The organism is Streptomyces prasinopilosus, from assembly GCF_001419695.1.
In the GTDB taxonomy this organism is placed as follows: Bacteria; Actinomycetota; Actinomycetes; order Streptomycetales; family Streptomycetaceae; genus Streptomyces; species Streptomyces prasinopilosus.
Window position 1 is genome coordinate 1 of the sequence record NZ_LIRG01000576.1, and the last position, 6,189, is coordinate 6,189.

General features: G+C 74.6%; 7 protein-coding genes and 1 pseudogene. 3 read left to right on the forward strand and 5 right to left on the reverse strand.

Annotated features, from left to right (window positions below):
* Positions 1-258: 258 nt before the first annotated feature.
* Positions 259-939 (forward strand): HAD family hydrolase, encoded by a 681-nt coding sequence (locus AOK18_RS22405; protein WP_055574277.1) that lies wholly within the window; start codon positions 259-261, stop codon positions 937-939.
* Here the strand turns inward: AOK18_RS22405 and AOK18_RS22410 are convergent.
* Complete coding sequence (locus AOK18_RS22410; RefSeq protein WP_055574275.1) at positions 915-1,166, reverse strand: hypothetical protein; 252 nt, start codon at positions 1,164-1,166, stop codon at positions 915-917. The genes AOK18_RS22405 and AOK18_RS22410 overlap by 25 nt on opposite strands.
* Positions 1,167-1,331: 165 nt before the next feature.
* Between AOK18_RS22410 and AOK18_RS35180 the strand changes: the two genes are divergently transcribed.
* Entirely contained in the window at positions 1,332-1,715 is a 384-nt protein-coding gene (locus tag AOK18_RS35180) for a cold-shock protein (RefSeq protein ID WP_055574276.1), read from the forward strand.
* A 10-nt stretch (positions 1,716-1,725) separates the two neighbouring features.
* Here the strand turns inward: AOK18_RS35180 and AOK18_RS22420 are convergent, their stop codons facing one another.
* The 4 genes from AOK18_RS22420 to AOK18_RS22435 form a co-directional block, all read right to left on the reverse strand.
* The gene (locus tag AOK18_RS22420) at positions 1,726-2,556 is read right to left on the reverse strand and encodes a 1,4-dihydroxy-6-naphtoate synthase (RefSeq protein WP_055695511.1); all 831 of its coding nucleotides are present in this window, start codon (positions 2,554-2,556) and stop codon (positions 1,726-1,728) included.
* A gap of 91 nt (positions 2,557-2,647) precedes the next feature.
* On the reverse strand, positions 2,648-3,343 hold the full coding sequence (locus tag AOK18_RS22425; protein WP_055571558.1) for a futalosine hydrolase: 696 nt from the start codon (positions 3,341-3,343) through the stop codon (positions 2,648-2,650).
* 92 nt (positions 3,344-3,435) lie between these two features.
* Positions 3,436-3,933 carry a DUF2703 domain-containing protein gene (locus tag AOK18_RS22430; protein ID WP_240503275.1) on the reverse strand — a complete coding sequence of 166 codons (498 nt, stop codon included), beginning with the start codon at positions 3,931-3,933 and terminating at the stop codon, positions 3,436-3,438.
* A 276-nt stretch (positions 3,934-4,209) separates the two neighbouring features.
* The gene (locus AOK18_RS22435; RefSeq protein ID WP_055695512.1) at positions 4,210-5,688 is read right to left on the reverse strand and encodes an MFS transporter; all 1,479 of its coding nucleotides are present in this window, start codon (positions 5,686-5,688) and stop codon (positions 4,210-4,212) included.
* 380 nt (positions 5,689-6,068) lie between these two features.
* Here AOK18_RS22435 and AOK18_RS32075 point away from each other — a divergent pair.
* Positions 6,069-6,189 (forward strand): annotated as a pseudogene (locus tag AOK18_RS32075) (DUF3027 domain-containing protein); the annotation flags it as partial.

Sequence of the window (6,189 nt, forward strand, 5' to 3'; positions counted from 1 at the left end):
CCACCCAGGGCCAGGTCTCGCCGACGGCACCATGGACGAGGCCGTCGCCGAGACCTGGCCCTGGGTGGTCCGGGCCGCGGCCGTCGCCTCGGCCCTGTTCCTGACCTGGCGCTCCCAGCGCCCCCGCTGAGCGGAGGCACGACGCCGGCGGCCCGTCGTGCCCGTGCAGCCCGTCATGACCGTGCGACCCCGCAGGTACGTGCGGCCCGTCGTACAGGTGCGCTCCGTTATTTGCGTGCGCTGGGCACAATGGCAGGCATGGCCTCCACCACCGCGTTTCCCCCCACCGTCGGCTTCGACCTCGACATGACGCTCGTCGACTCCCGGCCCGGCATCCGCGCCTGCTACCGGGCGCTCTCCGAGCGGACCGGGACCCCCATCGACGCCGACCTCGCGGTCACCCGTTTGGGGCCGCCCCTGACGGACGAGCTGGCCCACTGGTTCCCGGCGGAGCGGATCGACGAGGTGGCGGACCTGTACCGGGCGATGTACCCGGCGTACGCCATCGCCGCCACGCCCGCGCTGCCCGGCGCCCACGAGGCCGTGACCGCCGTGCGCGAGGCGGGCGGGCGCGCCGTCGTCGTCACCGCGAAGCACGAACCGAACGCCAGGCTGCACCTGGCGCACCTCGGCATCGCACCGGACGCCGTGATCGGCGGCCTGTGGGCCGAGCGGAAGGCGTCGGCGCTGCGCGAGCACGGCGCGGGGGTGTACGTCGGCGACCACGTGGGCGACGTGCGCGGCGCGCGGGCCGCCGGCGCGCTGTCCGTCGCCGTCGCCACCGGCCCCTGCGACCCCGCGGAACTGCGGGCGGCGGGCGCGGACGTCGTCCTCACCGACCTGACGGAATTCCCCGGCTGGTTCTCGCACCACGCGAACGGCGGTAACGGCGGGGAGAACGGGAACAGCCCGGATTACTCCCCGGCGGCGCGCGCCTGACGGCGTCCCGCCGCGGCCGAGCGCAGCACGCCCGCGCCGGCCATCAGGAATCCGACGCCCATGAGCATGCTCAGCACGAACATGTACGTCGGAAAGGCCTCGATTCCGAGGAACAACGGGGCCACCGTGACCAGAGTGGCCACGGCGCCGATGATGAACACGATGCCGCCGGCCCGGACCAGGCCGTCTCCGGGAGCCGGGGAATTCGCTTGGGTTTTGTCAGCCACCCGACCAGGGTAGTTCCTGGCCCGAGGGAACAACCCGGCGACAGTCTTGTCACCCGCCCGAAGACCATTAGCCTTGGTGGCGGCGGGTCACCGGGACCCGCCCGAGTGCTATCAAGAGCCGTTTTCCGAAGCAGTCTCCCGACGAGTACGAGGACGAGGACAGACGTGCCTACCGGCAAAGTCAAGTGGTTCAACAGTGAGAAGGGCTTCGGCTTCCTCTCCCGTGACGACGGCGGTGACGTCTTCGTCCATTCCTCGGTCCTCCCCGCCGGACTCGAGACGCTGAAACCGGGCCAGCGCGTCGAGTTCGGCGTGGTCGCGGGGCAGCGCGGTGACCAGGCCCTGTCCCTGACCGTCCTCGACCCGGCCCCGTCGGTCGCCGCCGCCCAGCGCAAGAAGCCCGACGAGCTGGCCTCCATCGTCCAGGACCTGACGACCCTGCTGGAGAACATCACGCCGATGCTGGAGCGGGGCCGCTACCCGGAACGCACCTCGGGCAAGCAGATCGCCGGACTCCTGCGCGCCGTCGCCGACCAGCTGGACGTGTGAGGCGGTCCCGTCACGGGAACCGCAGCGCGTCCGGGCCGAGGGGCGGTACCAGTCCCTCGGCCGCCGCGCGCGTCAGCAGGCCCCGCACCGCCGCGTAGCCGTCCTCGCCGAGGTCGGCGGTGAACTCGTTGACGTACAGCCCGATGTGCTGGTCGGCGACGTCCGGGTCCATCTCCTGGGCGTGCTCCATGACGTACGGGCGCGTCGCCCCGGGGTCGTCCCAGGCGGCCCGTACGGAGGCGCGGACCGCGTCGGCGAGCAGGGTCAGGGTCTCGGGGCCGAGGGACCGCTTGGCGATGATCGCGCCGAGCGGGATCGGCAGCCCGGTGGTCCGCTCCCAGTGCTCGCCCATGTCGGCGAGCTTGTGCAGCCCGTAGTTCCGGTACGTGAAGCGCGCCTCGTGGATCACGAGTCCCGCGTCGACCTTCCCGTCCCGCACGGCCGGCATGATCTCGTGGAACGGCATGACGACGATCTCGCCGATCGGGCCGGGCAGGGTGTCCGCCGCCCAGAGGCGGAAGAGCAGGTACGCCGTCGACCTCTCGCTCGGCACCGCGACCGTGCGCCCGCTCAGGTCCCCGGGCCGCCCGTCCCGCGTCAGCACCAGCGGGCCGCAGCCGCGGCCCAGCGCGCCCCCGCAGGGCAGCAGGGCGTACTCGTCGAGGACGTAGGGCAGGGCCGCGTAGGACACCTTCAGCACGTCGGACTCGCCGCGTTCGGCCATCCCGTTGGTGACGTCGATGTCGGCGAAGGTGACGTCGAGGGCGGGCGCGCCGGGGACGCGGCCGTGGGCGAGCGCGTCGAAGACGAAGGTGTCGTTCGGGCAGGGGGAGTACGCGATGTCCAGCGGCCGGCCGCCGGTCGCGGACCGCCGCGGCACACCGGGTCCGCCGGATCGGACGGACTCGACGGGCTCACCGGGCTTGCGGGATTCACTGGTCATGCCGGTTCCAACTCTCCAGGACGGGTGCGAGCTTCCCGAAGCCCTCGGTGAGGGCCGTCAGGGCGTCGCCGATGCGCCAGGCATCGCGGTCGCGCGGGCCGACGGGGTTCGACACCGCCCGGATCTCCAGCACGGGCACACCGTGCGCGGCGGCGGCCTCGGCGACCCCGAAGCCCTCCATGGCCTCGGCGAGCGCGCGGGGGTGCAGGGCGACGAGGTCCGCGGCGCGGGCCGCGGTGCCGGTCACCGTCGACACGGTGAGGACGGCGCCGGTGAGGGCGCCGGCCGCGGCGGCCGCGTCCCGGACCAGGGCGGCGGGGGGCAGGTGGGTGACGGTGCCGAAGCCGAGGGCGGTCACCGGCAGGAAGCCGTCCGCCGTCCCGGCACCCAGGTCGGCGACGGTGATCTCGTCGGCGACGACGAGCGAGCCGACCGGCGCGTGCGGCGCGAAACCGCCGGCGATCCCGGCCGAGACGACGAGGCCGTAGGGGCGGCCGGCCAGGGCGGCGGCGGTGAGGGCGGTGGCCGTGGAGGCGGCGGCGCGGGCCGGGCCGACCCCGGCGGCGAGCACGTCCGGGCCGTCGGCGACCTCGACCACGGTCACCCCCGGCAGGGCGGTCTCGCGCGGGGCACCCGGGAACGCCCCGGTCACCGCGTCCCGCTCGGCGGGGACCGCGGCGACCACGAGGACGCCGCCCCGGGCCCCCGGCCCCGTGCGGGCGCGGTGCGCGGGGCGGGCGGAGGCGCCGGGACCGCCCGGGCCGCGCCCCGGGTCGATCAGGTGTCCTTCTTCAGCCGGAAGGACCACAGGCCCGTGGCGTTGCTCCCGCCCTCCTTGACCGACACCAGGGTCGAGTTGCCCTGGGCGCCGTACTGGGCGTTGAAGAACACGCTGCCGGGGATGGTGCGGTACGTCTTGGTGCTGGGGTCGGTCAGCGGCTGGCCGTTCATCAGGATGGTCCAGCCCTTGTCGGCGATCTCCGGGTCGACACCGAAGCGCACGGTCTCGTCCGGGTCGACCGTGATCTCCTCGACGCCCTTGTCCTGCAGGCACTTGGTGACGTCGGCGGCCTTCAGCGCGTCGCCGCGGCCCCCGCAGGTCGCCTCGGAGCTCACCGAGGAACTGCCGACGGTGAGGGTGGAGATCGCCGTCGGCTTGTCACAGGCCGACAGGACGAGCAGTCCGGCGGATACGGCACCGGCGGTGGCGACGGCACGGCGGCGCCGCACGGCGCGGGCACTCGGAGCGGCTGCGCCGCGAGGCAACGTGGTCATGGAAGAAAGGCTATCGGGCACGTCCCGCGGGCCCCCCATGCGGGGGTACGGCGTGGCCGGAGCGTTACGCCACCCGCGCGGGCGCCGCACCGTCGCCGCACGGCCTCCCCGCCGTACGGGGGCCTCACCGCGCGGGGTCCCCGCCGGACGGAGTCCCCGTCGTGCGGAGTCCCTGCCGGCCGGAGTCCCCGTCGTGCGGAGCGCCCTCGTGGCCGTACGGCGCCCCGACGCACGGGGCCTCCGGCATACGGGGCCTCCGGGGTACGGCGGGCCGGCTCACGCCACGCGCGCGCGTCCGGTGCCCCTTCCGTGCCGGGCCGAGCCGAGCAGGCCGCGCACGGTGGTCAGCCAGCCCGTGGCGACGATCGCGGCGCCCACCGCCAGGCCCAGCGACCCGATCAGCGGCATCGCGATGCCGACCGCCCCGCCGAGCACCCACGCCACCTGGAGCAGGGTCTCGGAGCGCGCGAACGCCGAGGTGCGGACCAGTTCGGGCACGTCCCGCTGGATCAGCGCGTCCAGGGACAGTTTCGCCAGTGCCTGCGCGAACCCGGCGACCGCGGCCAGGCAGGCGATCACGACCGCGCCGAACAGCGCCGCCGCGGCGACCGCCGCCGCGGCCACGCAGGCGACCACCGTCACGATGATGATCTCCGGCGCCCGGGATCTCAGCGACGCCCCGACGGCCGTGCCGAGCGCGTTGCCGGCGCCCGCCGCCACACCCACCACCCCCAGGGACACGGCGGCGCTCTGCCCGGTCATCGGGTGCTCGCGCAGCAGGAACGCGAGGAAGAAGATCAGGAACCCGGTCAGGCAGCGGATGGACGCGTTGGCGGCCAGCGCGTGGGTGACGGCCGGGCCGACCGTGCGCAGGCCGGGCCGCTTGACCGGCTTGAGGTGCGGGCCGTGCAGATGCGTCTCGTCCGCGGCGAGCAGCGCCGTCCCCTCCCCCTTCGCGGAGTCCACCTTCGACGGCAGCGTGAACGACAGCACCGTCCCCGCCATGAAGAGGACGAACGCCCCGTACAACGGCCAGTGCGGCCCGATCTGCTGGAGGCCCGCGCCGATCGGGGCCGCGACGCCGGTGGCCAGCAGCCCGCCGAGGGTGACCCGCGAGTTGGCCTTCACCAGGGAGAACGCGGGGGGCAGCAGCCGGGGCACCACGGCGCTTCTGACCACCCCGTACGCCTTCGAGGAGACCAGCACGCCGAGGGCGGCCGGATACAGCTGGATGCTGCCGGTGACGACCGCCCCGGACAGCACCAGGGCGAGGACCGCGCGGGCGAACATCGCGCCCGCCATCGCGGCCCGGCGGCCGTGCGGGAGGCGGTCGAGGAGAGGGCCGATCACCGGGGCCAGGAGGGTGAACGGGGCCATCGTGATGGCGAGGTAGAGGGCGACCCGGCCCCGGGCCTCGTCCGTGGGCACGGAGAAGAAGACGGTCGACGCGAGCGCGATGGTGATCATGACGTCGCCGGCGCCGTTCACCCCGTGCAGTTCGATCAGTTTGCCGAGCCCGGACTCGCCGGCCCCGTGCGCGTGGGTCGCGCGGCGGATCCCGCGCGCGGTCCCGGTCACAGGGAAGCGCAGGCCGCGCCCGAGCGCCCGCAGCGGACGCCCCGTCCGGCCCTCCCCGGTGCGTCGGCCCTCCCCGACGCGTCGGCCCGTCCCGGCGCGCCGGCCCTTTCCCTTCACCCTGACCCCGTTCGCCTCACCGGTCCCGGTGGCGCCCTGGGGTGTCCTCGCGGTAGCCACGACGTTCATAGTGCCCCGATACGGCGGTGCGTAGTGCCCGTCACCGCGGTGACGGCTCCGGCGCGTGCCGCTGTCCGGTGGAACGCCGCACCGGCGCCGCGTCCGCCGCCCGTTGCGCCGGGTCCCCGCCACGCCGGTGCGGCACGTGGGTGCGGCGGGCGGGTGACGGCCGGTGCGGGGTGCCGCGGTCCGGGCGGATCGCGGCGCGCGGCGGCCCGAGAACCACCGTCGGTGTAGGCCATACGCACGGGAGAAGGTAGCGTGCGTATCTCAGCCATCCCGCAGAATGGATGGAGGCGCGCCCGAGCACGAAGGGGCGTGGACGTCGACGCGGTCCTGCGGTCCGCTCCGTCCGCCCCCGCGCTGGGAGTGGCGCACACGTGAGACGGCGTAGGAGAGAAGCGATACCTGTGAGCGCAGCGACAACGCGAAGCCGCACCCCCGACCGTCTGTGCGCCGAGGCGGTCGACCTCGCCCGTGCCACCGCCGAGGAGGTCGCCG